The sequence below is a fragment of the Streptomyces violaceusniger Tu 4113 genome, from assembly GCF_000147815.2.
Taxonomy (GTDB): Bacteria; Actinomycetota; Actinomycetes; order Streptomycetales; family Streptomycetaceae; genus Streptomyces; species Streptomyces violaceusniger_A.
Map to the genome: position 1 here is coordinate 8,553,999 of NC_015957.1, position 26,946 is coordinate 8,580,944.

Here is a 26,946-nt window from a genome sequence, read left to right on the forward strand (position 1 = left end):
TACTCGTTGCACGGTCATTCCTCCGCGTCGCGGACCAGGAGTGCGATCTGTACCCGGTTCTCGACCGCCAGCTTGGCGAACAGGCTGCTCGTGTGGGCCTTGACGGTCGCGACACTGATGTGCAGCCGCTGGGCGATCTCCGGGTTGCCCAGTCCGTCCGCGATGGCCCGAGCGGTTTCGCGTTCGCGTTCGGTCAGGGCCGACAGCTGTTTCCGCGCGGCTTCGCGGGATGAGCGGCGAGCGTGGGCGGACTGCGGCCCGGTTGCCGCGGCGATCACCCGTGCCGTGGCCGCCGGAGACAGCACGGGGTTGCCGTCCGCGACGGTCCGCACCGCGTCGAGGATCTGCGGCGGTTGGGTGTCCTTGAGGACGAACCCGAGTGCTCCGGCGCGCAGGGCGCCGAGCACGAGATCGTCGGAGTCGAAGGTGGTCAGCATGAGCACCCGTGGCGCCGGCCGCCGGGTGAGGAGTTCCCGGGTCGTGCTGAGACCGTCGCGGCCGGGCATCCGCACGTCCATCAGCACGACGTCCGGCCGCTGCTCCTCCACCACGGCGATCGCCGCGTCCCCGTCGGCCGCCTCCGCGACGACGGTCAGGTCCGGTTCGCCGTCGATGACGAGGCGCAGCGCCATGCGCACCAGTTGTTCGTCGTCAACGACGACGACACGCACCGGTTCCCGCTCGCTGTCCACTCATGTTCTCTTTTCGTGGGTGGGGTGTGGCCAGGGTAGTTGTGCGGTGAGGAGATATCCGTTGCCGGCTGTGCGGTGGTGGTTGAGTTTTCCGCCGGCCAGGTCGATGCGTTCGGTCAGACCGAGCAGGCCGAATCCCGATGCCGGCGGCTGTGCGGTGGCCCTGGTGGCCGCGGAGTTGTGCACGCTGACGTTGAGCGTGCCGCCCGCTCTTCCTTCGAGGGCGATGCGTACGGAGGCGCCGGGGGCGTGTTTGGCGGCGTTGGTCAGTCCTTCTTGGACGATCCGGTAGCAGGTGCGTCCGACGACGTCGGACGGAACGCCCGCCACGGTGGTGGTGAGCGTGACGTCCAGTCCCGAGGTGCGGGCGTCGGCCACCAGGTCGGGGATTCGGTCGAGGGAGGGTTGTGGCGGTTCCGGGCGGCCCGGGTCGGCCCGGAGCACACCGAGGACGTCCCGTAGTTCTTCCAGCGCTTGGTGGGAGCCGTCGGCGATGCCGCGGACCAGCACACGGTTCTCCTCGGCGGTGAGGTCGCCGCGGTGGCCCAGCACTCCGGCCTGCATGGCGACCAGGGAGATCCGGTGCGCGAGCACGTCATGCATCTCGCGGGCGATCCGGTTGCGTTCCAGGGCCCGCGCCTGCGCCGCCCGCGCGGTCTGTTCCCGTTCCGCGCTCTCCGCCCGGTCCCGCAAGGACCACACTTCGACACGGCGCGCGCCGACGGCCATGCCCACGGCCACCGCGATGCCCGCGATCAGCGCCGGGAAGGTGAGTTGGAGCCACCACGAGTCGGATGTGCGCTGGACCGGGTAGAGCCCGCCGGAGAACTGTGACGCGGTCACGAAGGCCAGCCCGACGACCCCGCTCTCCACCGGACGGCGACGAGTGGAGATCGAAACCAGCGCCAGGAACGCGGCGCCGGAGGCGAGTGCCGACGCGGTCGAGGCGATCGCGACCGCCATGGCGACGGCGAGCGGGAACCGCCGCCGCCACACCAGCGCCGTCAGGCAGCCGAGAGCCACCAGCGGATCACCGATGAGGAACCACGAGCCCGTTTCGCCCGTCTGCCCCCGCAGCAGCACACCCATGGAGAGCCAGATCGGTATGCCCGCTGCCGCTGCCGCCGCCAGCCGCCAGGTCTGCTGCCACCACCCGAGCCGTGGCGCGACGTCCGTATTCACCTGGTCATTATCGCGAGACCGTGCGGCCGGTGAATCAGACCAGAGGTGGGGGCGACCTCGACCAGAGTCGAATCACCACCTCGCCTGTGGTCGCAGACGGTTCGAGCCGCTGGGCCGATGTGCCGACTGCGCCGCCCGAACAGACTCGTTCATGTGCCGAGACAACCGGACACGAGACGGAGAAACGCGATGCGCAGGGGTGGCTATGTGGCCCTTGAGGCGGCCGGGTTGGTGATCACAGCCCTGGCCGCCCAGACGGTGATCCGCGGTGTGCTCGACCGCTCCGAGGTGCTGTGGGGCATCCTCAACTGGGTCCCTGGGGGCCTTACCGGCCAGCTGATCGCCCTCGGATGCATCGCGCTCGTCGGAATGGTGGCCGGTGGCTGGGCGCACACCCGCCAGAGACCGAACATCGGGCGGGCCGGTGATTCCGCGGGAAGCCGCGGCCGAGGAAAGCTCTGACGGTATCCGGGACGCCCCGGCTCGCCCCTGCGGCATGTGAATGGCCGCGGCAGGGCCGTACCAAGCCCGCCCGTTCCGGCGCCCGTGTGCGTCTCGTGCACCCCACCCGCCCCGTATACCCCACACACCCACACACCCCGTGCGCCCTGTGTGCCCCATGCACCCCGTGCGCCCCCTCAGGAGGACCTTCACATGCGCAGAACCCTGCCCCTCGCCCTCGCCACCACCGCGGTGGTGGCATCCGCAATGGCGGCGACCGCGATCCCGGGAGCATCAGTGGCGACGGCGACGCCGGACACCGTGCGGTGGGGCCCATGCTCGGAGAAGGCCGCCTCATCCCGCCTGGAGAAGGCCGCCTCATCCCGCCTCGAATGCGCGACGCTCGAAGTCCCGCTGGACTACCGGGATCCGGACGGCCGGCAGATCGAGATCGCGATCTCCCGGCTGGCGAGCGAGAAACCGTCGCAGCGCCGCGGCGTACTGCTGACCAATCCAGGCGGCCCCGGCATCACGGGACTGGGCTACCCGGCCGCTCTCGCTGCCTCAGGGCTGCCGCGGAAGGTGCTGGACTCCTATGACGTGATCGGCTTCGACCCGCGCGGCGTCGGCCGCAGCACGCCGGTGACCTGCGATCTGACGCCGGAACAGCAGGAACGCGGCAACCTCCCGCCGTACGCGCACACCGCGGCCGATGTCACGCGGGAGGCGGGGAACGCGCGGACCATCGCCGAGAAGTGCGCCACCTCCCGGACGGCGTGGATGCACCCGTACCTCACCACCGCGAACACCGCGCGCGACATGGACCGGATCCGCGCGGCGCTGGGCCAGCCGAAGCTCTCGTACCTCGGCGCCTCCTACGGCACCTACCTCGGTGCGGTGTACACGACGATGTTCCCGGGGCGCAGCGACCGGATCGTGCTCGACAGCAACCTGGGCCCCGGCGGTTACGACGTCACGGCCACGCGGCTGTTCGCCCGCGGGCTGGACGACCGGTTCCCGGACTTCGCGGCGTTCGTGGCCGCGCACCCCGAATATGGTCTGGGCACCACACCGGAGCAGGTGACCGCGAAATTCTTCGACCTCGCGAAGCGGTTGGAGACGAAACCGGTCCAGGGCTACGACGGGACGTTGTTCCGCGGGATCACGTTCGACGCCCTCTACAGCGATGCGAACATGCCCCAGTTGGCCAAGACCTGGCAGACGCTCGACACGGACCGGCCGACGCCGCCCAACCCGCCGTTGCCGAACATGGAAAACTTCATGTCCGCCCGCTTCTCGGTGATATGCGGCGACAATCGCTGGCCGGAAACGGTCCGGGAGTACCAGCGGAATGTCGCCGTCGACCGGCTGAGGCATCCGATGCTGGGCGGATCCTCGGCCGGCATCGGACCGTGCGCGTTCTGGCCGGACAAGCGGGTCGAGCCGCCGGTGCGCATCGGTGACCGGGGCCCGTCGAACGTGCTCATGGTGCAGAACGAGCGCGACCCGGGGACCCCGCTGGTCGGCGCCCAGAAGCTGCGGCGGGCATTCGGGAAGCGGGCCACGATGGTGACGGCCGACCAGGGCGGACACGGCGTCTATCCGTTCGGCCCCAACACGTGCGCGAAGGACGCGGTGACGGCATTCCTGACCACCGGGCAGCGCCCGACGCAGGACCTCGCCTGCGCGGCGGAGCCGAGCAAGTAACGGGAGTCGAGGCATGTTCAAGGACTTGCGGCATCGTCGGGCGGTCCAGCGGGTCAAGCCCGGGGACGGTCGCGCACTGAAGCCTTTCCGCTGGTGGCAGATGCTTTCCCGGGCACTGTTCTACCTCCGGCTGAAGAACGACGACGGCCGGCAGACGGTCTACGCCGTCGACGTCAGGCATCAGAATCAGTCGTCCGGCAAGGTCATAGCTCACCTGTACCTCGATGGCAGGCATCACGCCGAGTCCAAAGTCCCCGCCGTCTTCCCCGTCCAGGGCGGCACCGTCGAAGTAAGGGCAAGCAACTTCGGGCTCAAGCGCTGCCACTACGTCACCACCGAGCGGGCCGAACACCAGCTCATCCCGGACCCCGCCTCCGCCGAAGGCCGCCGCGCCCGCCTCAACCGATCGCACCCCGCACTGAGCCGCCGGCTCGGTCTCCTCTCGGTGATCGTGCTCGCCATCGGCCTGGTGCTCCTGATCCTGCAACTCGCCGAACAGGTCACCCGGGCGCCGGAGGGCGTCGCCCAATACGTCGGGACCCTCACCTCGCCCATCGATCTACCGGCCTGGGGCAACACCGTGGTCGGGCTCTGCACCGTGGCGGCCAGCACGGAGCGGGCGCTGCGGCTGCGTTACCACTGGCTGCTCGACGGCGGGGCGGGATGAGGATCACGTCGCGGCGAGGAACTCGACAGCCCGCTCATCCAGCTCGGCCGCGCAGCGGGCACCTCGGGCCCGGAAGCGAGCGAGGTCGCCGCGCATGCGCTTCACGGCCTTGCGGGTGCGGACGGACCGCACCCCGTCCATATGGTCCATCGCCCTGTTCCAGGTGGCACACGCCTGCTCGATGCTGCCGCTCCTGAGCTGCATCTCGGCGCTCGCCACCAGATCGAGGGCGACGATTCGCGCATAGCCTTCCGGGCGAGACGCGGCGGCGCGCGCGTACTGCTCCGCTGCCGTCTTCCGATCGCCCAACGTCTCGTAGACCTTCGCATTGCGCGAGTAGACGGACGCTGCGGGCGGGCCCCAGGCAAGAGCCCAGAACGGCACCTGGTCCCCACAGTCTGCGGCCAGGAGCGTGCGCGCCCGCTCGGCCTCGGCGACGGCCGCTCGCCGCTGCCGGGACTTGGCCAGGGTGTGGGCGTGCACGACGCGGAAGAGGGATTCGGTCTGCACGTCCACCTTGCCCTTGGCCCGGTTGAGCCCGGTCTCGGCAAGGGCCTGGCAGTGCTCGGGCCGGTGCAGCTTGAGCCCTTGCATGGCCATCGTGCGCATCACGAACCCGTCGTGCCCGGGAAGCCGGACTCGACGGCGAGCGCGTAGGACTGCAGGTAGTAACGCTGGGCCAGGCCCTGCTGCCCCGCGTCGTAGGACTTCCAGCCGAGCAGGTGCACGCCCCGGCCGGCGGCGGAGAGCATCTGCCGGCGAATCTCGTCGCTATGGAAGCGGCCTCGGCACAGCGGGGCGACGTCGTCGCGCAGGTATTGGACCAGGGCGCTGCGGCCGTGCTGCCCGCCGTGGCGTTCGTCCATCTCGGAGAAGAGTCGCACCATGTCGCGGACCGCGGCGACTTCGCCCATGCCGATGGTCCGACCGGCGCGGGCGGCCGCGGTGCGGTCGGCGATCTCCCGGACGTACGACAGCGGCAGACCGGCGGCGGCGACCGAGTAGGCGGACGTGCTGAGGAAGCGGCGCCGGTCCAATTCGTGCCTCCACATCGGTAGCAGGGCCTCCAGCGGATCCTCGCCGAGGGACAGTCCGAGGCCGCGGCCTCACTATGCCTGCCGAGTGAACTGCTTCACACGACAACGGCCCTGCCCCATACCCTGGCAGTGACGAGCTGGACAGAGAGGGGCAAGGCCATGTCATCTGATGCTCCCCCGGACCCATTGGACCACCCGCTGGTCTTCGGCCAGCGCATGCAAGTCCTCCGTACACGCCGGGGCATGAGCCGTACCGTCCTCGCCGGTCTCCTCGGTAAGTCGCCAAGCTGGGTGAAGCAGATCGAGAACGGCGTCCTGCATACTCCCGGGCTTCCCATGATCTTGCGCATCGCCGAGGTGCTACGCGTCCGCGACCTCGCCGAGCTCACCGGCGACCAGACCATGCCCATCGACCTCTTCATCGGCCCCGGCCACGCCAAGCTGCCCGCCGTACGAGCCGCGATCGACGCCTTCCCGCTCGCCACCGATCGCGAGGCACCGTCGGCCGCGCATCTGAGCGCACGTCTCGAAAGCGCCTGGGCCGCCCGCCACTCCTCACCCAACCATCGCGAAGTGATCGGCGGACTCCTGCCGGACCTCATCCGAGATGCGCAACTCGCTGTACGTCAGGCGGACCGCGCCCCCGAACGCCGAGTAGCGCAAGCGGTCCTTGCCGAGGTCTACAGCCTCAGCCAGTTCTTCATCGCCTACCAGCCCGACTCCGCCCTCCTGTGGCGCGTTGCCGAGCGCGGCATGGTCGCAGCCCAGGAAAGCGAAGACCCACACGCCATCGGCATGGCTGCATGGCTCACCGCCCAGGCGCACCGCGACAGCGGCCACGCCCACTTCGACGCAGCCGACGCAGTCACCTTGGAGACACTGCGCTACCTCACGCCGCTGCTGCCGGACGGGCCGGAGGACGTATGCGCCATCGCGGGTGCCTTGCAGTTCGAGGCCGGATACACCGCCGCTCGTCGCGGAGATACCGGAACCGCGTGGGGCTTCTGGGACACTGCCCGCAAGATGGCCGAGAAGCTGCCTGCCGACTACTACCACCCCATGACGTCGTTCTCCCGAGCCATCATGGGCGCGCACGCGGTCACAGTGGCCGTCGAGCTGCACGCCGGTGGGGAGTCCGTGCGGCAGGCCGCCAACGCGGACGCGAGGACAATCCGTTCGCGGCCGCGGCGCGCCCGGCATCGGATCGAGGAGGCTCGGGGCTACCAGCTGGACGGGCAGTCGGAGACCGCGCTGGCGACCCTGGATAAGGCGTACGAGGCTGCGCCTGAGACGATTCGGTACAACGGCTACGCGCGCCGCATCATCTTGGAGGAGACCGAGTCGAAGTCTCCGACGCATCGCCGTCGTGCTGCCGAGTTGGCGGTGAAGATCGGCGTATTGACAGCCTGAATGTTCGAGGGGCAGAATCCCTGCCCTTTCTCCGCCCCCGGCGCTCTTACGGTCAGTCATCACCTGATCACTGATGACGCCCGGGGGCGACTATGCCGATGAATCCCCAAGTCCTGCCGTGGACACCGCCGAACAACGAGGACGTCGAGGCGTTACCCGCGGGCAAATGGTGGGACGCCGTGCGGGCACAGCCGACCGTCGGCGAACGCGCAGTGCAGCTGCTCGGCGACGAGACCGGCGCCGTCATCCAGGACAAGCACGGCCCCCTCTACTGGCTCGTCCAGGTGGGCTCGGCCACGAGCTGCCACCTACGGCAAGTCCGAGTCCTCACCAAGCTGACGGATGAGTGCACCTACCTCGGTGTGCCCCCCGTCTCCTGGACGGAAGGCCCCAGCACCCACTGGCGCGTCCCACTCTCGGCCGACCACTACCTGACCGACGCATTCAAGCTATGGGGGGCACTGGCCGAAGCCGACCGCGCCGCGCTCGGCCCGGTCCCACAGGGCCGCCAGACCTGCTATCGCTGCGAACTCCCCACCGACGAACCGGTCATCGTCGACGTCCAGCACGGCGGCAGCGGCGCCGGCCGCACCGTGTACGCCTGCCCTCCCCATGCCCGGGCCTACCAGCGTGACGTGGTCGCCGAAGCCGCCGCCATGCGCCGCGCTCTCAATCGGGGCAGGGCCCGATGACGGCCGCCGAGCAGACCGCCGACCCGTTCGCCGACGAGGCGTGGCGTGCGGCCATCAATCACGCTGCGGGCTGCCCGGCTTGCCGGACGCCCGGCGACGTCTGCTCGGAGGGTGAGTGGCTGTTGCGCGTCCACGAGGAGGCCACTCGGCAGGCCCGGTCAGGAGGTGCCGGATGAGGCACCGCCGCCAGGACCCCGCCGTACGGGCCGCGCTGCTCGCCTATCGTGCCGTCCGCCTGGGCCTGCTGCTGAGCGTGATCCCCGCGCTGCTGGTGCTCGCGATCTACCTGTGCATCGCGGGCGATCCGTACCGATAGACCGGGTGGGTCGCTGGTGTTCCGGGCCCCGTACCGGACGACGGCCGCCGGCGGCCCACCCTCCAAACCCCCCTGCCGGTCGGCATGCCGAGGCGCGGCCGCCGACCGCAGGGCAGGGACTCCGGCCCCGAAGTGGGACCACGGAGCCGGAGTCCCCACACAGGGAAGATCCACACACGCGAATGGAGAACGCCGTGACACTGACCATGGAACGCACGCAGACCCACCCGGCCGTGAGGCCGTTCGGGCTGTCCAAGGCCGTCCCCGTCGCCGACGAGAAGCTCACCCTCCCGGCCCTGCACCTCTGCCCCGAGCGGCAGATGAGCGTGACCGCGGCCGGGGTGCCGTTCATCCATGAGCCGTCGATGAAGTCCCAGATCACCACCACGACGCAGACCAGGGAGGACAGCCAGCTGGCGACCGACACCGAGAACGACACCGACTGACGTCGGCGACCGGAGGATCTGAATCATGACCGTCCTGGTGCTGACCCGGCCCCAAGATGCGACCGCTGACCTGGTCATCGCGGAGCTCAACGAGCGATCCGTACCCGTGTGTCGTCTCGATCCCGGAGACTTCCCGGAGGCCCTGACGATGGCGGCCCGGATCGGCCCCGGCCGCACACCGTGGGAGGGCGTCTTACATGGTCAGCACCGGGACGTGTCCCTCGGCGATATCCGGTCCGTGTACTACCGCCGCCCCGCGGCGTTCCGCCTCCATCCGGATATGTCCGAGCAGGACGCACGATGGGCCCAGGCCGAGGCACAAGCCGGGTTCGGCGGCCTGCTGTACTCGCTGCCCTGCCTGTGGGTGAACCATCCCCACCGCAACGCCCTCGCCGCTTGGCCGCCCGTCGCGCTGGCCACGGCAGCCCGCGGCGGGCTCTCCGTCCCTCTCTCATTGATCACCAACGACCCAGGCGAGGCCCGGGAGTTCGTCTCCGCACTGCCCGGCCAAGTCGCCGCGTACAAGGCAATCGGCACCACCCACCCCAGCGACCACGACGACCGGCCGCAGGCCCTGTGGACGACGCAGGTCCGGCCCGGCGAAATCGGTGAGTCCGTCAGGCGTACCGCCCACCAGTTCCAGGAGTGGGTGGACAAGGCATACGAGGTACGGCTCACCGCCATCGCGCACAGCCTGTTCGCCGCCGAGATCCACGCCGGTTCAGACGCCTCCCGCCTCGATTTCCGGGCGGACTACGACAGCCTCACCTACAAGCCCTGCCAAGTGCCCGAGCACATCGCCCAGGGCGTCCACGCGCTGACGTTCACGTTCGGCCTGCGATACGTCGCCCTCGACTTCCTCGTTAACCCACAGGGGCGCTGGTACCTGATCGACGTCAACCCGAACGGGCAGTGGGGATTCATCCCGGATCTGCGCGCGCCCATCACCCGAGCACTCGCTGACCTGTTGGAGAGGGCCAATCCGTGATCACCGAAGTACCAACCGCCGACGAGCTGCGCCGACACATGACCGAACAACTGGAGTCCACCGGCTCCATCCGGTCCGCAGTGTGGCGTGCCGCGTTCCTGAACGTCCCCCGCCACACATTCGTCCCCGACTTCACCCTCCGATCGCAAGGACGCCTCCACGAATACAGCCAGGGCGACCCCGCATGGCTGGCCGCGGCCTACAGCGACGTGTCCCTACTGACCCAGTTCGACCAGGACGGCACCGCGACCAGTTCGTCCACCCAGCCCTCCCTCATGGCCCAGATGCTCGAGTCCCTGGGCGTGCGGGACGGCGACACCGTGCTGGAGATCGGCGCGGGCACCGGCTATAACGCGGCGTTGCTCTCCCACCGCCTCGGGCCCGACCACGTCGTGACCGTGGACGTGGACCCCGAGCTGGTGGCCGCGGCGGCGGCCCGCCTGCGGCAGGCCGGGTACGAGCCCACTCTCGTCGCCGGGGACGGGACGGCCGGCCACCCCGAGCGCGCCCCATACGATCGGCTGCTGGCCACGTGCGGAGTCGGCCGGATCCCGGATGCGTGGCGGCAGCAGGTCCACGCCGGCGGGGTGGTCGTGGCCAACATCGGCTTCGGCATCGCGCGCCTGGCAATCGCGGCCGACCACTCCGCCGGCGGCAAGTTCCTCCCCGGCCTGGCCACCTTCATGACCGCCCGGCCGACCCCCGACGCCACGGGCACCACCGCGAAGCGGCTCGTACAACCGATGCTGACGTGGTCCGGCCAGACCCGGGAGATCACTGCCCCGGTGGTTCTGGACGCCCCCGGAGCGCAGTTCCTCGCCTCACTGCTGCACCCGCAGGTCAACGACTTCGCGCTGGTCGACGACGAAGGCCGGCAGATCCGGTGTCTCTTCGACCCGGTCACCTCGTCGTGGGCGCGGATCACCATGACCGGGGTCATGGCCGCTCGGCTCGATCACGGCGGGCCCCGTGATCTGTGGGCCGAGCGGGAACCGCTGCTCACCCAGTGGCGGGACGCCGGGCGGCCGGGCCATCAGCGCTACGGCCTGACGGTCTCCTCGGAAGGCGTGCACACGCTGTGGCTGGACGAGCCGGATGGTGTGGGGTGGCGACTGCCGGACTGGCGACCGTAGGTATCCCGGACCCGATGGCCCTGGGATGTGGCAGCTAGGTGGCAACCAGGCAGCGAACGATCCCCCATCCCACGCGGGTTGGGGGGCCGATTCAGGCTCTCACCTGCGGTCAGTCACTGTGGGCGCAGACGGGTTCGAACCGCCGACATCTGCCTTGTAAGGGCAGCGCTCTACCGCTGAGCTATGCGCCCTGGGGGAGCTGTCAGCCTACAGGGTCCCTGGGGTGGTGCCGCAATCGTGAAGGGGGCCGGGGAGGGGCCCGTATCCGGGGTTCGGGCGAGAGAAGTCCGCAGATCGCGAACCGAACCGAGCGCTGTGTTCGTCAGTGTCGGGTGGGAGAATGACATTCGGACCTGGGCGATCCATCGGGAGCGGGTAGTGGCGGCGACATCTGCAGAGTCTGCGCGTCCATCGCGGGAGTCTGCGCGTCCGGGAGCCCGGGGGCGTCGTTCGGGCCGTCCCTCTGTGCTCGGGCTGATGTTGCTGCCGGTGCCGTTGTTGGCGGTGGTGGGGGCGCTTTCGTTCGCTGGTGGGAGCGGGGGGCGGCGGTGGTTCGGGGGGCGGGGGGAGAGTCAGCGGGCCGAGGCGCAGGCGGCCAAGGACGCCGCGGCGGCGGCGTTCTACGAGCTGGACACGGCGCAGCGGGATCTGCGGATCTCCATCGAGACGATCACCGCCGTGGACGATTCGCCCGCCGCGCGCCGGACGGCGGCCGACTTCTCGGCGCTGGGGCAGCGGATCGACCAGGTCAGCCGGGACTACATCACGGCGGTGGACGCGCATGATCTGGATCGGGACGATCTGGACTCGGCGACGGCCTCCCGGGCCCGCACCGATCTGACCAGGGCGAAGGACGCGCTGGAGCGCACCAAGGCGGATCTGGACCGGTTCGCGCAGGGGCTGGGGCCGCTGCTGGAGCAGGCCGAGACGCGGCTGGCGCGGCTGGCGCCGGCGGTGGAGCGGGCGCGGCAGGCGCTGCTCGCGGCGAGTAACGCGCTGGACGCGGTGCGTGCGTCGGGGCTGCGGGCGGACGATCTGGCGGCCCGGCTGGCGGCGCTGTCGCCCGAGTTGACCAAGCTCAACCAGGGGGCCGGGCAGCACGGTGTGCAGGAGACCCTGCGGCGCGCCGACGATGTGCTGCGCGGGGCGGAGGCGGTGCGCGGGGAGGCCGAGCGGCTGCCGGAGCGGTCGGCGGAGATCGACAAGCGGCTGGTGTCGCTGCGCACCCGCGCGCAGGCGATCACCACGCGGGCCGCCGGGGTCGAGCCCGTCCTCAGCGAGCTGCGCCGCCGCTACAGCGCGGCCTGCTGGCAGGATCTGCAGACGGTCCCCGCGCAGGCGGCGCGGGATGTGGCGCAGGCCGAGGAGAAGCTCAAGGAGGCGCAGGCGGCGCGCGAGGAGCAGCGCTGGCCGGACGCCACCGCCCTGCTGGCCACCGTAAGGGCGCTGCTGAACAGTACGGACGAGGCCGTCTCGGCGGCCGGGGACCGGCTGCGGCGGCTGGACGAGGTGTCGTTCGACCAGCAGAAGGAGATCGAGCGCACCCGGTTCGCGATCCGCGACGCGCAGCGGCTGGCCATGGCCGGGCGCTCCACGCCCGATCCGCGCCACGCGCGCCCGCTGGACGACGCCGTGGAGCGCCTGGAGCGGGCCATCGCGGGGCTGGAGGGGCGGCATCCGGACTGGTGGCACTTCCTCTCCGAGACGGAGGCCGTACGGCAGACCGCCGCCCGGGTCGTCCAGGGGATTCGGGAGGAGCGGGGCGGCGGGCACTGAGCCCGCGCGTCGGCAGCCCTGTCGTTCGGGGGGCTGACCTGCGGTTCGGTGGTTATGCTCCTGCCATGCCTCGCTATGAGTACCGCTGCCGCGCCTGCGGCACCACCTTTGAGCTGAACCGGCCCATGGCCGAGTCCTCCGCTCCCGCGTCCTGCCCGGACGGGCACGACGACACGGTGAAGCTGCTGTCCACCGTGGCCGTCACCGGCGCCTCGTCCTCCTCCGCCCGGCCGCCGTCCGGCGGCGGTGGTGGCGGTGGTGGCGGTGGCGGCGGCTGCTGTGGGGGCGGCTGCTGCGGCTGAGGGTGAGCCGGTGTTGAGCTGCGGGTCAGCCGGGGTTGAGCTGCGGTTGAGCCGACGGGGGCGGGGGCGGATCCTGGGAGGTACGTACCCGCGCCGCGCCTCCGGACGTACGCGACGCACCCGGATGTGCGCGCGTACGTCGTGTACGCGACGGTGGCGTGGCGTCCGCGGGTACCGCCTCGACCGCGCAGAGCGCGAAGCCGAGGTCCGGCGCCAGCAGAAGGAGGCCGGAGATGGCTATGGGCCGCCCCTCCCCCATCGGTCCTCACCCCGCCGGAGTCGCACGGCACTTCCCGGAGCGGATCGGCGCGCACACCTCGCTCGATGAGCATCTGCCGGTCGATCACCGGCTCAGCAAGTTCTATCGCGTCGGCGCCGGGATCATGGGGCTGGTGCTCGTCGTCTTCGGCATCCTGGGCCTGATCGATCAGGTCGGCTTCTTCGACATCGGCGGTGCCACGGTCGCCGGGCTCAACACCAACGGCTCGCTCAGCGTGCTCTCCATCGTCATCGGGCTGCTGCTGTTCGTCGGCATGGTCATCGGCGGCAACTTCGCCTCGACGCTCAACCTGGTGCTCGGGATCCTCTTCCTGCTGAGCGGCTTCATCAATCTGGCGGTGCTGGAGACCACGTTCAACTTCCTGGCGTTCCGGATGCAGAACGTGCTGTTCAGCTTTGTGGTGGGGCTGCTGCTGATGTGGTTCGGCATGTACGGACGGGTCAGCGGCGGGCTGCCGCATGACAATCCGTACTGGGTGACCCGCCACCCCGAGCAGGCCGAACGCGAGGCCGTCCACGCCCGGGAGCTGATCGCCGCGCGCGGGCGTGCCGCCGAACAGACCGGGACGGCCGCCCCGCCGGGCACGCCGCTCACGCCTGGAGCCCCGGGCGGGCCCGTTACGGCTGGTGCGGGGGCAGCAGAGGGCGGCCGTGAGTCGGCCGAGCGACGTGAGTCCGCGGAGCGCCGTGGGCCCGCTGAGGAGTCGGGTGAACGGCGCGGTCAGCCGCCCGGTAAGTGGGGCAAGCTGGATCAGCCCGGCGGCGCCGAGCCCACCGACAAGCCCGGGAGCCGCCGCTGGGCCCGGTTCTTGCGGCGCCCCCGCTCTCGGTGACGCGGTCGGCCCGGCCCTCGTGACACGGTCGGCCCGGCCCCGTAACGCCCGTGACGGCGCTTCTCCCAGCCCCCGTGACCGCGCTCGGCCCAGCCCCCGTGACCCCGCTCGGCCCAGCCCCCGTGACCGCGCTCGGCCCGGCCGCCTCAGCCGAGTCGGCGCGCGAGCGTCAGGCCGTCGGCGACGGTCAGCATGACCGCCTCCATCCGGACGTCCGCCGCCACATGATCGTTGAACGCCTGGATCGCGGCGCCCGCGGTCGACGGCTCCGGGGCCGTGACGGCCCCGTGGTAGAACACGTTGTCCGCGACGATCAGACCGCCGGGGTTCATCCGCGGGACCAGCTCCTCCCAGTACGGGATGTAGTTCGGCTTGTCCGCGTCGAGATAGGCGAGATCGATATGGGGCTCGGCGGGCATCGCGCGCAGGGTGTCCAGCGCGGGCGCGATCCGCAGATCGATGCGGGCCTCGACACCGGCCTTGGCCCACGCCTTCCGCCCGTACGCCGTCCACTCCTCCGACACATCGCAGGCGATCAGCCTGCCGTCGGCGGGCAGCGCCTGGGCCATGGCCAGCGCGGAGAAGCCGGTGAAGGTGCCGACCTCGACGATGTGGCGGGCGCCGGTCAGCCGGACCAGGAAGGCCAGCAGTGGGGCCTGCTCCTCGGCGGACTGCATCCCGGCCTGCTGGGGGAGGCTGCGGTGGGTGACCTCGACCAGCTCGCGCAGTACGGGGTCGAGCGGCGGATTGTGCCGCAGGACGTAGTCGTACAGCTCGGCCGTGATCGGTGTGCTCTTGCTCTCGGCCATCGCGGCCCCCTTCGGTCTGCTCGGCTTCCCGGGCGATGTCGCACATGCCGACTGCGGTGACTGTGGTGACTGTGCTGCCTGTGGTGACTGTAACCCGACGTCACGACAGCTCGAGAGGTTCCGAAGGGGACCCTGGGCGGGCGGGGGGGGACGGATCAGTCCCGGCCGCGGGAGACGGCGCGGATGACCTGGCTGCGGGCGCGCGCCCAGGTGACGGAGGAACGTTCGCCCAAGGCGCGGACGATGGCCTCGCCCGCCGCGACGCCCGTCTCCTCGACCACGGTCACCCGGGGCGCCGTCCAGCCGGCGTCGGCCAGTTCGCCGTGGCCGGGGCGCCAGGCGCGGTCGGCCGCGAGCAGCAGATCGGTGTCGAGCAGCGAATCGCCCGCGGCGAGCACCTCGTCCGCTCCGGTGCGGTTCCTGATCTCGGCGACGGCCGCGCTCTTGGTGAGCGGCTTGGGCACGGCGTAGATCTTGCGGCCCTGCAGGGAAACCGTCCAGCCGCGCGGCTCGGCCCACTGCGTGAGCTCCTTGACGTACCCCTGGGGCAGCAGCTCCCGTTCGACCACGAGATAGGCGAACAGCTCCTCGGCCACCCGCTCCTTGAGCAGCCAGGCGGGGTCGGCGGTGGCGCTGAGGTGGGCGCGCACCTCCTCCAGGGGGGCGCACTGGTCACCGAGGGCGGTACGGACCCGCTGGTGCCAGTCGGCGTCGGGCTCGCCGTTCACCAGGAGCTGGCCGCCGTTGGCGCAGATCGCGAAGCGGGAGGCGGGGCCGGGGAGGCGGATGCGGCGGTACTGCTCGACGGTGCGGGTGGTCGTGGGGACGAAGACGGAGGTGCGGACCAGCTCGGCGAGCAGCCCGGCGGCGGTCTCGGTCATGTACGACAGCGGTCGGCCCTCGTACGTCTCGACGCACAGCAGCCGCGGGGCCTCGGCGTCCGGCATGTCGAGGCCGAGCGCGGCCGCGGAGTAGATCAGGGTGCGGTCGAGATCGCTTGCCACCAGGACGCTCATCGTGCGGCCACCGTTCTCTCGTCGCTGTTGGCGATGCCCGCCGTGTTCGCCTCGTGTGCCGTGCCTGCGGTGTCTGTGGTGTCTGCCGTGTCTGCCGTGTCTGCTGTGCCTGCCGTGCCTGCCGTGCCTGCTGTGCCTGTCGTGTCTGCTGTGCCTGCCGTGCCTGCCGTGGTTACTGCTTTTCCGTCGGCCCCGGTGGCGCCCCGGGTGTAGCGCGGGTGGATCAGCCCGACGCAGGTGTACGGAAGCCCGTCGGTCTCCTCGACCGGCACTCCGCGCTGCTCGGCGAGCAGCCGCACATGGTCCAGGTCGGCGCCCGCACCGCGCTGGGCGAGGATCTTCCACGGGACGCGCCGCAGCAGCACCCGGGTAGTCTCGCCGACGCCCGGCTTGACGAGGTTGACGTCGTGGATGCCGTACTCCTGGCTGATCCGCTCGACCGCGGCCCATCCCTCCCAGGTGGGGCTGCGGTCGGTGGCCGCGAGCTGCCTGGCGTCGGCCATGGCCGCCTCGGCGACCTCCGCGAAGCGGCCCGCGACGGTGTCGAGGAAGTATCCGGAGACATCGGAGCCGGCGAGTTCGCGGTAGTACTTCGCGCCGTGGAAGTCGTTCGGGCCGACAAGGTCGGCGCGGAGCACGGTGCGCGATATCAGCCCGGAGACGGTCGAGTTGAGGCATGCGGAGGGGACGAGGAAGTCGTCCCGGGTGCCGTAGGTGTCCACGCAGCGGCCGGGGTCGGCGAGGACCGCGATCCGCGGGTCGAAGTCCGGGTACGGGGCGAGGGCGTCCGACAGCTCGCGGGTGATGGCGCCCTTACCGGTCCAGCCGTCGACGAAGACGACGTCGGACGGGTCGTGGTGGTCCGCCAGCCAGCGCAGCGCGGCGGTGTCGATACCGCGGCCGCGCACGATGGAGACCGCGTAGTGCGGGAGGTCGAGCCCATGGGCGTGGTGCGCCCAGCGGCGCATCAGCACCCCGACGGGGGTGCCGGCGCGGGCGAGCGAGACGAGGACGGGGCGCGGGGAGCGCTCGGCGAGCACGGTCTCGGTGACCGCGCCGACGGCACGGGCGATCCGGGCGGCGGAGGCGTCGAGGGCGGCCCGGAAGAGCTCCTGGTAGCGCTCGTTCGGCTGGTACTCCACGGGCAGCGACTCGGCGTAGTGCGCGCCCCCGCTCTGGATCGCCTCCTCCCGCTCCTCGGTGGGCGCTTCAAGGGTGACGTGGGAGAAGTCCTGGAGCAGCCAGCCGACCTCTTCGGGCGCATAGGACGAGAAGTCCGGTCCGCGCAGGGGCTCGTACGACGGTTGGTGCATGGGCGGGGCCTGTCGTTCGGGGACGGTGCGGGGGGTGGATGGGATCTGGGGGCGATACGCCGGCACGACGGCCAGGACCAGCCGGTCCGTATGCGCGCTCAGCGCGGCGAGCAGCCCGCCGGGGGCGTGCAGCGCGGGCGTGTCGGCGGTCGAGTCGACGACGGCGACGACGGCGTCGAAGCGGCGGTCCGGATCGGCACCGGGCGCCACGTTGTAGGCGTAGCGCGGCCCGGGGCCGTCGGCGGGCTCGTCGTGCGCGGGGAAGGTCAGCCGGGTGCGGATGGCGTACCCGGGGTCGTCGACGGCGAGCACGGGTGAGCGGGTGGTCGTCGAATACCGCACCTCGACGCCGTCGAGGACGTCGTCGAGCGCCTTCGCGATACGCAGCGGCGCGTACATCAGCTCCTCGAACCCGAGGACGAGGACGCGGTGGGGGGAGGGGCGGGGGTGCAGGGGCCGGTCGGTGGCACCAGCGCCACCGCCGCGCGGCCCGGCGGGGGCGGGCACGGCGGGGGCGGTCCGGTGCGGCCCCGTGGCGGGGTTGTCGGCAGGGGCGGGGGCGGTGGGGTCGTCGGAGGGCGCCGCGGTGTCGTTGGCAGGCGCCTCCGGCGCGGTGTGGCCTCCGGGGGACGCGGGGGCGCCACCGGCGGGCGGGGCCGGGTGGTCCGGTGCGGCATGTCCCCCGGGAGCCGCCGGGGTGCCGTCGGCGGGCGGGGTCGGGTGGTCCCCGGCGGGCGTGGCCGGGTCCTCCGGCGCCTTCGCCAGCGCGTTCGCGGGGTTCGGCGCTTGCGCCAGCGCGTTCGCGAGGCGGGTGGCCATGGTGGGGAGAGCCGCTTCCAGGCGGGCGCGGTGGGCGGGGGTGAAGCCGTGGCGGCCGCCGTCCGGGAGCCCTTCGGGCCAGCCGAGGTCTACGCGGACCGCGGCCGGACCCGCGTCGGGGGTGGCACCTGCCGGAGGTGCCGTGGAGGCATCTGCCGGGGATGCCGTGGATGCGGCATCTGCCGGGGGTGCCGTGGAGGCGGGCGCGGCCTCGTGGTCCGGGGCGGACGCCTCGTGTGCGGCCACCAGTTTCGCGCCGCGCTCCAGGACGTCGTCCGGAAGGTGCACCGCTCCGGTCGCGGCGGCGACCAGGTCGACGCGGGCGCCGAGGTCGGCCGCGAAGGCGTCCAGGCGGGCGCGGTCCTCGGGCGAGCGCATGTCCACCAGCGCCACCACCACATAGTGGTCGCGGGGGAAGCGGCGGTGGAGGGCGGCGATGGTGTTCAGGACCGTACGGCCCGTGGAGAACTCGTCGTCCACGAGGACCAGGGGGCCTGTCGAGGCCAGGAGGCCGGGGTCCTCGGGGAGCAGCAGATGGGAGGTGGCGTGGCTGTGCTCCTCCTGGAAGCCGCCCACCGTGGCGACGCCCGGGACCGGGCGGCGGGTGGAGTGGAGGTACGGGGCCAGGGCGAGCCCGTCGGCGACGCTGTGGCCGAGGCCGGTGGCGGTCTCCGCGTACCCGAGCACCACCGCGCGCGCCGCCGCCTCGTCGCCCAGCAGCTCCCGCACCCGGCGGCCGAGCCGCACGCCCGCGTCGTGGACGATGGCGGGGCGCTGCGGGACATGCTTGCCGAGCACGTTGGAGACCAGCAGATGTGCCCGCTTGGGGTTGCGCCGCAGGGCCAGCCCCAACAGCTCGCGCAGCTCGGCGCCGCCGTCGCCGCCCGGGCCGCTGACGCTGTCGCCGCCCAGGCCGACGCCGTTCCGGCCGCCGATGCCATCGCCGCCCTGACCGCCGTCGCCTCGGCCGCTGACGCGGTCCCCGCCGCTGACGCCCTCGCGGTCCCGACGACCGTCGCCGTTCCCACCGCTGACGCCCTCGCCGCCCCGCGCATCGCCACCGCCCCGGCCGCCGTCGCGGACTACCTCGCCGCCCTGGGCACCCCCGCCATCCCGCGCGTCGCCGCCGTCCCGGCCGCCGCCCCGCGCGCCGCCGCCGCCCCCGCCGCCCTCGCCGTCGCGGACTACCTCGCCGCCTCGCGCACCCCCGCCACCCCGCACGTCGCCGCCACCCCGCGCGTCGTCGCCGCCCCGGCCCCCGTCCCGGCGCACCTCGCCGTCCCGGCGCACCTCATCGCCCCAGCCGCCGTCCAGCCGTACCCCCAGCCGGTCCGCGACCCACTGTCCCGACCACACGTTGCCCACGCTCACGCCGCCCTGCGCCTCGTTTCCATCGTCGCTCGTCCGGGTTCCGTCCCGGGCCCGGTTCGCTCTCCCCGGGCCCAGTTCGCTCTACGTCCGCAGGCTTGCCGCCAGCAGTTCCACGAAGCTCACATCCTCCCGGGCCACCCCGAAGACCTCCGCGCGCCGCAGGGTCCGCTCGGCCCACGCCCGGTGCGGCTTCACCTCGTTCATTTTGTTGGTGTACGAGGAACGCACCACACCGCCCCCGCAGCGCTGGGGCTCCAGGATGTCCACCGCGTCGCTGAACTCCTCGTGGCTGACGACGGACAGCGCGTGCACGGGGGCCACGTGGGTGGGGTGGATACAGGTCTTGCCCTGCAGCCCGTTGGCGCGGTCCAGTTCGATCTCGCGCAGCAGCCCGTCCATGTGGTGCTCGATCAGCGCGGTGCGCAGGGCCTCGGCGCGGCCGCTGCTGAAGGGGCTGATCCGTAGCTGCGGTTTGAACATCCGCTCATGGGGTTTGAAGTACTCCCACACCGGTCCGGTGATCGTGAAGCCGGTGCCGTCGGCCCGGCCCAGCATGTTCACCACGTCCGCGATCACGGACGCGATGAGCTGGACGTCGTAGGCGGTCATGTCCGGCGCCCTGCGCAGCCCGTACGCCGAGCACAGATCGGTGACCCCGAGGCGCAGCGCCAGCACCCGCTCGCGGTACTTGTCGACAATCCGGCTGATGCCGCTCAGGGTGTCGGTGCGCGTCTCGCGGTGCATCAGCTCGGGCGATTCGAGGACCGGCATCGCGAAGAGCCGTCGTCCGCCCAATGCCTCGGTCACCTGGGCGTTTTCGGCCGACATCAGCGCCTCGAGAAAGGCCCCGCCGCGCTCCTCGGTGAACTTCGGCAGTACGAATCCGGACAGCAGCCGCACCCCCGATCCGAACCGGTTGAGAAGATCGACGATCTGCTCGGGGGTGCGGACCCGGATGAAGAGCAGCGGCAGCGGGGTGGTGCCGGGACCGAGCCCGGACAGCTCCGCGAACTGCCGTATGAGGTTCTCCTCCGCCCCCGGCACCTCGGCGTCGTCGATGGAGTCCTCCAGGCACAGCACCATGGACACCACGCCGCGACCTGCCTGTTTGACGATGTCCTCGGCGAGCTTGGGCCGGGTCGCCGGGCAGTACAGGGTCGCGCCGAGCGCGACGGCCAGCGTCCGGGCGGGCGAGTCCACGCTGAATTCACCGGGCTCCTGATGAAAGACGTTCGCCCGCACCTCATCCGTCAGATGTCCGAAATGCCGCATCTAACTCCCCGTACTGCCGGTACGCCGCCTCGGCCACGCTGACCCGCGGTTGGCCGATAATCGTACGTGCGGCCCTGGGTCAAAAGTTCCCCAAGGGCGTGAAAATCACGTAACCCATGTGCGTCCGCATGGTGTCCGGCATACCCGCCCTGCTGCCCCGTACCACCTCCCCGCTGCCACCCGCCCCGCACCCTGCGTTGTCCCAGGACCCACTGGGAAGGCAGGATTGCCGCCATGACGCAGGCGATGCTGAAGGGATCGAACATCCCGCTGGAGGCCACGGCCATACGCGCGGTGTTGCGCTGGACCCCCGGCACGGACGTACCCGACGTGGACGCCTCGGCGCTGCTGCTGGACGCGGACGACCGGGTGCGCTCGGACGAGGACTTCGTCTTCTACAACCAGCCGAACCACCCCTCGGGTCTGGTCCGGCATCTCCCCAAGAAGCCGAATCAGGGCACGCTGACGGACACCATCGAGGCCGAGTTCTCCGGGCTGGAGCCCGGAGTGCGCCGGGTGGTGCTCGCCGCGTCCGCCGACGGCGGCACCTTCGGACAGGTGAGGGATCTGAGCCTGCTGCTCTACGACGCCTCGTCCGGTGCGCCGCGCGAGGCGGACGCCGAGCCGCTCGCGATCTTCGCGGTGCTGCCGGAGACCGGTAAGGAGGCCGCGCTGATCTGCGGTGAGCTCTACCGGCGCGGCGACACCTGGAAGTTCCGGGCCCTGGGGCAGGGCTATGAGACGGGGCTGGTCGGGCTGGCCACGCAGTACGGGATCTCGGTGGAGGACGGCGAGGCCGCGGGCGGCTCGGACGGCGACGGGGCCGCGGCCCCGGCCGGGCGGGAAGGCGGCACCGCTCCGGAGCCCCCGGTCGCCCCCGCCCCCGCCCCCGAGCCGCTGACCGTCGACGCTCCGGAGCCTCTGGCCGCCGCCCCCGAGCCGCTGACCGCTCCCGAGCCCCCGGCCACCGCGACACCCGCGGCGCCCCCGTCCGCCGCCACTCACGCACCCCCTGCGGCCCCCGGCACGCCGCCCCCGTCGTCGTCCGATGCGCCGACCCGGCCCCACTCCCCGTCCCCGGCGTACGGCTATCCGCACGCGGCGTCGCCCGACCCCTGGGATCCGCACCGCACCCAGCCCATGCAGCCCCCCACGGCGCACGGCGACAGCGGCTTCGGCTATGTGCCGCCACAGGCCCCGCCACCGCCGCCGCAGGCCCCGGCCGCGGGGTATCCGCAGCCGCCCGGCCAGGCGCCGGCGCAGCCCGGCTACGGCTATCCGCCCCAGCAGCAGACGTACGGCTATCCGCAGTCGCCCGCGTACGGCTATCCGCAGCAGGTGCAGCCGACGGGGCCGGTGGCGCCGCCCCCGCTGCCGATCCCCGTCCAGGTCCCGGACCCGCAGTTCGTCCTGCCGCCGCAGGGGCCGCAGTTCCAGAACAGATAGCTCCAGAACAGATAGCTCCGGAACGGATGGGGGGCGGGGCCGCGGGACGGGCGGGTCACACCGTGACCCGCCCGCACCCTGCCCCCGTCGTCAAACCTTCGACTTGTAGCCCCGGCCCCACTGGAGGCCCCAGCCGTACAGCCGGTCCAGCTCCGCCTGGAAGCCGTAGACGTACTTCACCTCGCGGCGGACCATCATCTCGCCCTTGACGTTCTCGATCAGCACGACGGCGCAGGAGCGGGCCTGCGGGGCCCGCTCGTCGAGCGCTATCTCCACCCGCGGCCCATTGCTCGGATAGAGCGTGACCAGGCCGTGGGTGCGGTCGAAGGCGGGGGTGCCGTCGTAGATGTAGACGAAGACGAGCAGTCGCTTGATGTCGTCCTTGTGGTCCATGTTGACGTAGACCGTCTCGCCGGATCCGGAGCCGAACCGGTCGTCCCCGCTGAGCTTGACGTACGGCGCCTCGTTGAGATTGCCGAAGAACTCGCCGAGCGGCTGCACCACGCCCTTGGAGCCGCTCTTCAGCTCGTACATCACCGCGAGGTCGAGGTCGACATTGACCATCGCGGGCCCCTGGGCCTGCACCGGCTCGGGCTTGAACATCCGCAGGGGGTGGCGCAGCGAGCCGCGCGCCGCCCTGCTGTTGAAGTCCGAGGTGCGCATCTGCCAGGAGAGATTGATCCGCAGATTGCCGCTGGCGGCCCCCTGCTTGGTCAGCGAGATCGTCGATTGCCGCTTGGTCAGCTCGACCACACCGGACGCGTCGCCGCTCTCGAACTCACGCCACGCGGACCGTCCCCAGTTGCTCCAGAACGCCATGGTGCGCACCCCCACCCTTCGTGGCTCCGCTGCCTCAAAGCCGATCAACTGCCGCGGGGCGGCCGGGAGGTCGGAAGACCTCGGCCGCCCCGCTCAGAGCGTTCCTCAAACGCCGCCGCGTCACACTCCCGGAGGTCGGACTCCGGAGGTGACTTCGGTCGGCCTCGTACTCCGGCCCCGCACTCCGGCCTCGGGCTCCGGGCTCAGACTCCGGGCCCGGGCTCGGACTCCGGGCCAGGACTCCGGGCTCAGACTCCCGACGTGACTTCCGTCTTGGTCTCCGAGCCCTCGCCCTCGGCCGCCACCCGGCGGTTACGCACCACCGAGGACCAGTACGAGGCGCCGATCAGCACCACGCCCACCAGGCCGGTGATGACCTCGTTGATCTCGTACTTGATCGTGACCAGCAGGATGCCGGCGAGCGCGCCGATCGCGTAGTGCGCGCCGTGCTCCAGGTAGACGTAGTCGTCCAGGGTGCCCCTGCGGACCAGGAAGACGGTCAGCGACCGGATGTACATCGCGCCGATGCCCAGACCCAGCGCCATCTCGAAGATGTCGTTGGTGATCGCGAAGGCGCCGATGACCCCGTCGAAGGAGAAGGACGCGTCGATGACCTCGAGGTAGAGGAACAGGAAGAACGCGGCCTTACCGGCGAGGCCGACCACGGTGGCACCGCTGGAGCCACGGCCGCCGCTGCCGTTGAGCTGGGCGTTCGCGGCGCTCTTCGTCTCCTCGCCGCTCTCGTCCGCGCCCTTGGCAGCCTCCTCATCCTCGTCGTCTTCCTCCTCCTCTTCGAGCTTGTCCTCGAAGTAGCTGGAGATGCCGCCGACGATCAAGTAGGTGACCAGACCGGCGACCCCGGCCAGCAGGACGGTGGAGCTCTTGTCACCGCCGCCGTGGGCCACGTCGGTGGCCACGGTGGTGGCGGAGATCAGCAGCACGACCAGGGCGACGACGACCGAGAACGTGTCCAGCCGGCCCAGCTTGGCGAGCGGCTTCTCCAGCCACCCCAGCCACCTGATGTCCCGCTCCTCGAAGATGAAGTCGAGGAAGATCATCAGCAGGAACATCCCGCCGAAGGCCGCGATCGCCGGATGCGCCGCCGTGACCAGGTGCTCGTACTTGTCCTTGTTGTTGATCGCGAGATCGACGGCCTGGAGGGGACTCAGCTTCGCCGTGATGGCGACGATGATCACCGGGAAGACCAGACGCATGCCGAAGACGGCGATCAGGACGCCGACCGTCAGGAAGATCTTCTGCCAGAAGGCGTTCATCTTGCGCAGAATGCCCGCGTTGATGACCGCATTGTCGAATGAGAGCGAGATCTCCAGGATCGAGAGGATCCCGACGATCGCGAGCCCCTTCCACCCCCAGAGGACGCCGGCCAGGGCCAGACCGATCACCGTGATGGCGAACGACCAACCAAAGGTTTTGAGGAGCACTGCCTACCCAATCCTTCGTCGTAAGGTCTCCCCCGCGCGCTATTACGCGGCTTTACGAAACGTTGACTCCGAAGTCTAGAGCGATGCCGCGCAGACCCGACGCGTACCCTTGCCCCACGGCCCTGAACTTCCACTCGCCCCCATAGCGATAAACCTCGCCAAAGATCATCGCGGTCTCGCCGGAGGCGTCCTCGGAGAGGTCGTAGCGGGCCAGCTCCTGGCCGTCCGCCTGGTTCACCACCCGGATGAAGGCGTTGCTGACCTGCCCGAACGTCTGGCGCCTGGTATCGGCGTCATGGATCGAGACCGGGAAGGCGATCTTGTCGACCTCGGCCGGGACCTTGACCAGATCGATCAGCAGGGACTCGTCGTCGCCCTCGCCCTCACCGGTGAGGTTGTCGCCGGTGTGCTCGACGGAGCCCTCGGGGCTCTTGAGGTTGTTGTAGAAGATGAAGTACTCATCGCCGAGCACCCGCCCCGACTGGCACAGCAGCGCGCTGGCGTCGAGGTCGAACGGCGCTCCGGTGGTGGAGCGCGCGTCCCAGCCCAGGCCGATGAGCACGTGTGTGAGATTCGGAGCGGCTTTGGAGAGGGAGACATTGCCCCCCTTGGCGAGTGTGACGCCCATGATGCTGATTCCTCCCCGGGGTGGTGCGTGGGTGATGCGCGTCCGGCGCCGCACCCCTGCCTCTGGGGCGCGGGGGTGCGGCGCCGGAATGGCCTCGCGCGGAGGCCGAATGCGACCTCGTACAGGCCGCTGAACGGCCTTGGAGGGCCGGTGACGGCCCTCGATGGCGCTCGACGGCTCGCTCAGACGTTGACGCCGAAGTCCTGCGCGATACCGCGCAGACCCGAGGCGTACCCCTGACCGATGGCGCGGAACTTCCACTCCGCCCCGTTCCGGTACAGCTCGCCGAAGACCATGGCGGTCTCGGTCGAGGCGTCCTCGGAGAGGTCGTAGCGGGCCAGCTCCTGGCCGTCGGCCTGGTTCACCACGCGGATGAAGGCGTTGCGCACCTGGCCGAAGCTCTGCTGCCGGGTCTCGGCGTCGTAGATCGACACCGGGAAGACGATCTTGGCGACATCGGCGGGGACGCCCGCCAGGTTCACCTTGATCTGCTCGTCGTCGCCCTCGCCCTCACCGGTAATGTTGTCACCGGTGTGCTCCACGGAGCCGTCGGGGCTCTTGAGGTTGTTGAAGAAGACGAAGTTCTGGTCGTTGCCGACCTTGCCCTCGGTGTTCGTCAGCAGAGCGCTGGCGTCGAGGTCGAAGTCCGTGCCCGTGGTGGTGCGGGCGTCCCAGCCCAGACCCACGACGACCGCGGTCAGGTTCGGGGCTTCCTTGGTCAGCGAGACATTGCCGCCCTTGCTGAGGCTGACTCCCACGAGTCCTCCCAAAAAGGTTCGTCAGGAGCACTGCGTGCCCCTTCATCAAAGGTTTCCCATCAGGATCAACGCGTCGATCCTAGTGAGCGGTTCCCAGCTACTACAGAGTTTCGAGGGCCTTGACGTAGTCGTTCAGGTCCCGGGCGTCGGGCAGACCGTTGACGATCGTCCAGCGCACCACGCCCTCCTTGTCGATCACGAAGGTGCCGCGCACCGCGCAGCCCTTGTCCTCGTCGAAGACGCCGTAGGCGCGGCTGGTCTCGCCGTGCGGCCAGAAGTCCGACAGCAGGGGGTACTCCAGCCCCTCCTGCTCGGCGAAGACCCGCAGGCTGAAGGGCGAGTCATTGGAGACCGCCAGCAGCTGGACCTCGTCGTTGACGAACGTCGGCAGCTCGTCGCGGAGCGCGCACAGCTCGCCGGTGCAGACGCCGGTGAAGGCGAACGGGTAGAAGAGGAGCACGACGTTCTTCTCGCCCCGGAAGTCGGAGAGCTTGACCGACTCGCCGTGCTGGTTCTTCAGCTGAAAGTCGGGGGCCTTCGTACCGACCTCTATCGACATGGGGACATCCCTTCGCTCACGTTCGAAAGATCACGTTCGAATGATCATGTGGTGCGCGTCCACCCTATGTGCAGAGCCCCCCTCCGAAAGGGCACGGAGGGGGGCTCTGAGGTGTGGATCCGCAGGGCCTCAGCGCTTGCCGCTGCGAGCGGCCTTCGGCGTGACCAGCCGGCTGCCCGTCCAGTCCTTGCCCGCGTTGAAGCTCTTGGTCTGGGACAGGCCTGCGGTGGTCGCGGCCTCATTGATGTCGCTCGGCTCGACATAGCCGTCACGGCCGGTCTTTGGCGTCAGCAGCCAGACCGGTGCGCCGTCGTCGATCATCTGGATGGCGTCCACCAGCGCGTCCGTCAGATCGCCGTCGTCCTCTCGGAACCACAGCACAACGGCATCGGCCACATCGTCGTACTCCTCGTCGACGAGCTCCTGGCCGGTGATCTCCTCGATGGACTCGCGGAGCTCCTGGTCGACATCGTCGTCGTAGCCGATCTCCTGGACCACCTGTTCGGGCTGAAAACCCAGCCTCGCGGCAGGGTTGGTCCGCTCCTCCGCGTGGTCCGCGGTCGCGCTCACGGATTGCCTCCTGTCATCTTGCATTCACTCTTCGAGTCTGTGGGGCCCCGCGCGCGTACGCGAGGGCTTGGGCGTAGTCCACACGGGCCGGGCGGATCGCGCAAGTACCCGGCCAGCGATCCCGCCCAAACGTTGACGTGTCGCCGCAACTCCCATCATGGAGGAACGACACGCAACGGCGCGCGGTCGACCGGATTGCCCGAGGATGTCCGGCTTACGTGTG

Annotated in this window: 27 protein-coding genes and 1 tRNA gene; 13 read left to right on the forward strand and 15 right to left on the reverse strand. The window is 70.7% G+C overall.

The window, feature by feature from the left end:
* Nucleotides 1–14: 14 nt before the first annotated feature.
* Together STRVI_RS35105 and STRVI_RS35110 are read right to left on the reverse strand one after the other, a co-directional pair.
* Nucleotides 15–692 (reverse strand): response regulator, encoded by a 678-nt coding sequence (locus STRVI_RS35105; RefSeq protein ID WP_014060322.1) that lies wholly within the window; start codon nucleotides 690–692, stop codon nucleotides 15–17.
* The gene (locus STRVI_RS35110) at nucleotides 693–1,874 is read right to left on the reverse strand and encodes a sensor histidine kinase (protein WP_043237021.1); all 1,182 of its coding nucleotides are present in this window, start codon (nucleotides 1,872–1,874) and stop codon (nucleotides 693–695) included. It lies immediately after the preceding gene.
* Nucleotides 1,875–2,063: 189 nt separating this feature from the next.
* On the opposite strand from STRVI_RS35110, the gene STRVI_RS35115 reads away from it, so the two are divergent.
* The 3 genes from STRVI_RS35115 to STRVI_RS35125 all read left to right on the forward strand — a co-directional run bounded on the left by STRVI_RS35115 (nucleotide 2,064) and on the right by STRVI_RS35125 (nucleotide 4,689).
* Complete coding sequence (locus STRVI_RS35115) at nucleotides 2,064–2,336, forward strand: hypothetical protein (RefSeq protein WP_014060324.1); 273 nt, start codon at nucleotides 2,064–2,066, stop codon at nucleotides 2,334–2,336.
* Nucleotides 2,337–2,528: 192 nt separating this feature from the next.
* Nucleotides 2,529–4,022, forward strand: coding sequence for an alpha/beta hydrolase (locus STRVI_RS35120; protein ID WP_014060325.1), 1,494 nt, complete (start codon nucleotides 2,529–2,531; stop codon nucleotides 4,020–4,022).
* Between the two features lie 13 nt (nucleotides 4,023–4,035).
* Nucleotides 4,036–4,689: a hypothetical protein gene (locus tag STRVI_RS35125; protein ID WP_014060326.1), complete on the forward strand. Its 654-nt coding sequence runs from the start codon at nucleotides 4,036–4,038 to the stop codon at nucleotides 4,687–4,689.
* Between the two features lie 3 nt (nucleotides 4,690–4,692).
* On the opposite strand, the gene STRVI_RS55130 is transcribed toward STRVI_RS35125, so the two are convergent.
* Nucleotides 4,693–5,289, reverse strand: coding sequence for a hypothetical protein (locus tag STRVI_RS55130; protein WP_251982798.1), 597 nt, complete (start codon nucleotides 5,287–5,289; stop codon nucleotides 4,693–4,695).
* An 8-nt stretch (nucleotides 5,290–5,297) separates the two neighbouring features.
* Nucleotides 5,298–5,741: a hypothetical protein gene (locus STRVI_RS55135; RefSeq protein ID WP_251982799.1), complete on the reverse strand. Its 444-nt coding sequence runs from the start codon at nucleotides 5,739–5,741 to the stop codon at nucleotides 5,298–5,300.
* A 144-nt stretch (nucleotides 5,742–5,885) separates the two neighbouring features.
* On the opposite strand from STRVI_RS55135, the gene STRVI_RS35135 reads away from it, so the two are divergent.
* The 6 genes from STRVI_RS35135 (at nucleotide 5,886) to STRVI_RS35155 (ending at nucleotide 10,711) form a co-directional block, all read left to right on the forward strand.
* Nucleotides 5,886–7,136 (forward strand): helix-turn-helix domain-containing protein, encoded by a 1,251-nt coding sequence (locus STRVI_RS35135; RefSeq protein WP_014060327.1) that lies wholly within the window; start codon nucleotides 5,886–5,888, stop codon nucleotides 7,134–7,136.
* Nucleotides 7,137–7,228: 92 nt separating this feature from the next.
* Complete coding sequence (locus STRVI_RS35140; RefSeq protein ID WP_014060328.1) at nucleotides 7,229–7,828, forward strand: hypothetical protein; 600 nt, start codon at nucleotides 7,229–7,231, stop codon at nucleotides 7,826–7,828.
* Nucleotides 7,829–8,000: 172 nt separating this feature from the next.
* Nucleotides 8,001–8,144, forward strand: a complete 144-nt coding sequence (locus STRVI_RS53095) for a hypothetical protein (RefSeq protein ID WP_014060330.1) — start codon at nucleotides 8,001–8,003, stop codon at nucleotides 8,142–8,144.
* 194 nt (nucleotides 8,145–8,338) lie between these two features.
* A complete protein-coding gene (gene tgmA / locus STRVI_RS35145; RefSeq protein ID WP_014060331.1) occupies nucleotides 8,339–8,590 on the forward strand; it encodes a putative ATP-grasp-modified RiPP in 252 nt (83 codons plus the stop codon).
* A 25-nt stretch (nucleotides 8,591–8,615) separates the two neighbouring features.
* A complete protein-coding gene (tgmB, locus tag STRVI_RS35150; RefSeq protein WP_014060332.1) occupies nucleotides 8,616–9,578 on the forward strand; it encodes an ATP-grasp ribosomal peptide maturase in 963 nt (320 codons plus the stop codon).
* Complete coding sequence (locus STRVI_RS35155) at nucleotides 9,575–10,711, forward strand: methyltransferase domain-containing protein (protein ID WP_014060333.1); 1,137 nt, start codon at nucleotides 9,575–9,577, stop codon at nucleotides 10,709–10,711. Before tgmB ends, STRVI_RS35155 begins: the two co-directional genes overlap by 4 nt.
* A 119-nt stretch (nucleotides 10,712–10,830) precedes the next feature.
* Here STRVI_RS35155 and STRVI_RS35160 read toward each other — a convergent pair.
* Nucleotides 10,831–10,902 (reverse strand) — tRNA-Val (locus STRVI_RS35160).
* A 286-nt stretch (nucleotides 10,903–11,188) separates the two neighbouring features.
* On the opposite strand from STRVI_RS35160, the gene STRVI_RS35165 reads away from it, so the two are divergent.
* The 3 genes from STRVI_RS35165 to STRVI_RS55140 all read left to right on the forward strand — a co-directional run bounded on the left by STRVI_RS35165 (nucleotide 11,189) and on the right by STRVI_RS55140 (nucleotide 13,901).
* The gene (locus STRVI_RS35165) at nucleotides 11,189–12,487 is read left to right on the forward strand and encodes a hypothetical protein (protein WP_014060334.1); all 1,299 of its coding nucleotides are present in this window, start codon (nucleotides 11,189–11,191) and stop codon (nucleotides 12,485–12,487) included.
* A gap of 65 nt (nucleotides 12,488–12,552) precedes the next feature.
* Nucleotides 12,553–12,789 carry an FmdB family zinc ribbon protein gene (locus tag STRVI_RS35170; RefSeq protein ID WP_014060335.1) on the forward strand — a complete coding sequence of 79 codons (237 nt, stop codon included), beginning with the start codon at nucleotides 12,553–12,555 and terminating at the stop codon, nucleotides 12,787–12,789.
* A gap of 239 nt (nucleotides 12,790–13,028) precedes the next feature.
* A complete protein-coding gene (locus tag STRVI_RS55140) occupies nucleotides 13,029–13,901 on the forward strand; it encodes a DUF4383 domain-containing protein (RefSeq protein ID WP_435532634.1) in 873 nt (290 codons plus the stop codon).
* Nucleotides 13,902–14,047: 146 nt separating this feature from the next.
* Here the strand turns inward: STRVI_RS55140 and STRVI_RS35180 are convergent, their stop codons facing one another.
* From STRVI_RS35180 to STRVI_RS35195, 4 genes are all read right to left on the reverse strand, one after another.
* Nucleotides 14,048–14,710: an O-methyltransferase gene (locus tag STRVI_RS35180; RefSeq protein ID WP_014060337.1), complete on the reverse strand. Its 663-nt coding sequence runs from the start codon at nucleotides 14,708–14,710 to the stop codon at nucleotides 14,048–14,050.
* Nucleotides 14,711–14,865: 155 nt separating this feature from the next.
* Nucleotides 14,866–15,726: a hypothetical protein gene (locus STRVI_RS35185; RefSeq protein WP_014060338.1), complete on the reverse strand. Its 861-nt coding sequence runs from the start codon at nucleotides 15,724–15,726 to the stop codon at nucleotides 14,866–14,868.
* Nucleotides 15,723–18,794 (reverse strand): phosphoribosyltransferase, encoded by a 3,072-nt coding sequence (locus tag STRVI_RS49180; RefSeq protein ID WP_106685997.1) that lies wholly within the window; start codon nucleotides 18,792–18,794, stop codon nucleotides 15,723–15,725. The genes STRVI_RS35185 and STRVI_RS49180 overlap by 4 nt, the downstream gene beginning before the upstream one ends.
* Nucleotides 18,795–19,310: 516 nt before the next feature.
* Complete coding sequence (locus STRVI_RS35195; protein WP_014060340.1) at nucleotides 19,311–20,501, reverse strand: HpcH/HpaI aldolase/citrate lyase family protein; 1,191 nt, start codon at nucleotides 20,499–20,501, stop codon at nucleotides 19,311–19,313.
* Between the two features lie 234 nt (nucleotides 20,502–20,735).
* Here STRVI_RS35195 and STRVI_RS35200 point away from each other — a divergent pair, with 234 nt between their 5' ends.
* Nucleotides 20,736–21,947, forward strand: coding sequence for a TerD family protein (locus tag STRVI_RS35200; RefSeq protein ID WP_014060341.1), 1,212 nt, complete (start codon nucleotides 20,736–20,738; stop codon nucleotides 21,945–21,947).
* Nucleotides 21,948–22,037: 90 nt separating this feature from the next.
* Here STRVI_RS35200 and STRVI_RS35205 read toward each other — a convergent pair whose 3' ends face one another.
* The 6 genes from STRVI_RS35205 to STRVI_RS35230 form a co-directional block, all read right to left on the reverse strand.
* Nucleotides 22,038–22,766, reverse strand: a complete 729-nt coding sequence (locus tag STRVI_RS35205) for a TerD family protein (protein ID WP_014060342.1) — start codon at nucleotides 22,764–22,766, stop codon at nucleotides 22,038–22,040.
* Between the two features lie 248 nt (nucleotides 22,767–23,014).
* Complete coding sequence (locus tag STRVI_RS35210) at nucleotides 23,015–24,208, reverse strand: DUF475 domain-containing protein (RefSeq protein WP_014060343.1); 1,194 nt, start codon at nucleotides 24,206–24,208, stop codon at nucleotides 23,015–23,017.
* A 52-nt stretch (nucleotides 24,209–24,260) separates the two neighbouring features.
* Nucleotides 24,261–24,836 carry a TerD family protein gene (locus tag STRVI_RS35215; protein WP_014060344.1) on the reverse strand — a complete coding sequence of 192 codons (576 nt, stop codon included), beginning with the start codon at nucleotides 24,834–24,836 and terminating at the stop codon, nucleotides 24,261–24,263.
* Between the two features lie 182 nt (nucleotides 24,837–25,018).
* Entirely contained in the window at nucleotides 25,019–25,594 is a 576-nt protein-coding gene (locus STRVI_RS35220; protein WP_014060345.1) for a TerD family protein, read from the reverse strand.
* 100 nt (nucleotides 25,595–25,694) lie between these two features.
* Nucleotides 25,695–26,153 carry a peroxiredoxin gene (locus STRVI_RS35225; protein WP_014060346.1) on the reverse strand — a complete coding sequence of 153 codons (459 nt, stop codon included), beginning with the start codon at nucleotides 26,151–26,153 and terminating at the stop codon, nucleotides 25,695–25,697.
* A gap of 129 nt (nucleotides 26,154–26,282) precedes the next feature.
* Nucleotides 26,283–26,723, reverse strand: a complete 441-nt coding sequence (locus tag STRVI_RS35230; RefSeq protein WP_014060347.1) for a DUF3052 domain-containing protein — start codon at nucleotides 26,721–26,723, stop codon at nucleotides 26,283–26,285.
* Between the last annotated feature and the right edge of the window lie 223 nt (nucleotides 26,724–26,946).

What these genes read in the sequence shown, in the direction of transcription:
- STRVI_RS35120 (WP_014060325.1), top strand. Translation starts at nt 2,529, where the DNA reads ATGCGCAGAACCCTGCCCCTCGCCCTCGCCACCACCGCGGTGGTGGCA.
- STRVI_RS35200 (WP_014060341.1), top strand. Translation starts at nt 20,736, where the DNA reads ATGACGCAGGCGATGCTGAAGGGATCGAACATCCCGCTGGAGGCCACG.
- STRVI_RS35180 (WP_014060337.1), bottom strand. Translation starts at nt 14,710, where the DNA reads ATGGCCGAGAGCAAGAGCACACCGATCACGGCCGAGCTGTACGACTAC.
- STRVI_RS35135 (WP_014060327.1), top strand. Translation starts at nt 5,886, where the DNA reads ATGTCATCTGATGCTCCCCCGGACCCATTGGACCACCCGCTGGTCTTC.
- STRVI_RS35195 (WP_014060340.1), bottom strand. Translation starts at nt 20,501, where the DNA reads ATGCGGCATTTCGGACATCTGACGGATGAGGTGCGGGCGAACGTCTTT.
- STRVI_RS35165 (WP_014060334.1), top strand. Translation starts at nt 11,189, where the DNA reads ATGTTGCTGCCGGTGCCGTTGTTGGCGGTGGTGGGGGCGCTTTCGTTC.
- STRVI_RS53095 (WP_014060330.1), top strand. Translation starts at nt 8,001, where the DNA reads ATGAGGCACCGCCGCCAGGACCCCGCCGTACGGGCCGCGCTGCTCGCC.
- STRVI_RS35140 (WP_014060328.1), top strand. Translation starts at nt 7,229, where the DNA reads ATGCCGATGAATCCCCAAGTCCTGCCGTGGACACCGCCGAACAACGAG.
- STRVI_RS55135 (WP_251982799.1), bottom strand. Translation starts at nt 5,741, where the DNA reads ATGTGGAGGCACGAATTGGACCGGCGCCGCTTCCTCAGCACGTCCGCC.
- tgmB (WP_014060332.1), top strand. Translation starts at nt 8,616, where the DNA reads ATGACCGTCCTGGTGCTGACCCGGCCCCAAGATGCGACCGCTGACCTG.
- STRVI_RS35115 (WP_014060324.1), top strand. Translation starts at nt 2,064, where the DNA reads ATGCGCAGGGGTGGCTATGTGGCCCTTGAGGCGGCCGGGTTGGTGATC.
- STRVI_RS35125 (WP_014060326.1), top strand. Translation starts at nt 4,036, where the DNA reads ATGTTCAAGGACTTGCGGCATCGTCGGGCGGTCCAGCGGGTCAAGCCC.
- STRVI_RS35205 (WP_014060342.1), bottom strand. Translation starts at nt 22,766, where the DNA reads ATGGCGTTCTGGAGCAACTGGGGACGGTCCGCGTGGCGTGAGTTCGAG.
- STRVI_RS35185 (WP_014060338.1), bottom strand. Translation starts at nt 15,726, where the DNA reads ATGAGCGTCCTGGTGGCAAGCGATCTCGACCGCACCCTGATCTACTCC.
- STRVI_RS35215 (WP_014060344.1), bottom strand. Translation starts at nt 24,836, where the DNA reads ATGGGCGTCACACTCGCCAAGGGGGGCAATGTCTCCCTCTCCAAAGCC.
- STRVI_RS35170 (WP_014060335.1), top strand. Translation starts at nt 12,553, where the DNA reads ATGCCTCGCTATGAGTACCGCTGCCGCGCCTGCGGCACCACCTTTGAG.
- STRVI_RS35225 (WP_014060346.1), bottom strand. Translation starts at nt 26,153, where the DNA reads ATGTCGATAGAGGTCGGTACGAAGGCCCCCGACTTTCAGCTGAAGAAC.
- STRVI_RS55130 (WP_251982798.1), bottom strand. Translation starts at nt 5,289, where the DNA reads ATGGCCATGCAAGGGCTCAAGCTGCACCGGCCCGAGCACTGCCAGGCC.
- STRVI_RS55140 (WP_435532634.1), top strand. Translation starts at nt 13,029, where the DNA reads ATGGGCCGCCCCTCCCCCATCGGTCCTCACCCCGCCGGAGTCGCACGG.